This is a genomic window from Bacillus sp. SIMBA_005 (assembly GCF_046535585.1).
Classification (GTDB): Bacteria; Bacillota; Bacilli; order Bacillales; family Bacillaceae; genus Bacillus; species Bacillus pumilus.
The window spans coordinates 1-233 of sequence record NZ_JAWRWI010001241.1 but is presented as its reverse complement, the minus strand read 5'-3'; the positions used below and the strand labels follow the sequence as shown (position 1 = coordinate 233).

The 233-nt window shown below is 48.1% G+C and carries 1 pseudogene; it reads right to left on the bottom strand.

Annotated elements, in window-relative coordinates:
* Nucleotides 1-233 (bottom strand): annotated as a pseudogene (gene purH / locus SB660_RS24040) (bifunctional phosphoribosylaminoimidazolecarboxamide formyltransferase/IMP cyclohydrolase); the annotation flags it as partial.

Below are 233 nucleotides of genomic sequence, written 5' to 3'. Positions count from 1 at the left end.
CCTGATCAACTTCACGGTTCAGCGCGATGATGCCGCCGAAAATGGAGGTTTTATCAGCTGCATACGCTTTATTGAATGCTTCCTCAATTGAAGCTCCCGTACCGACTCCGCATGGATTCATATGTTTAACGGCAACAGCTGCGGGTTCTGTAAATTCCCGGACGATTTGAACGGCCGCATCCGCGTCCTTAATATTGTTATAAGAAAGCTCTTTGCCGTGAAGCTGTTTTGCC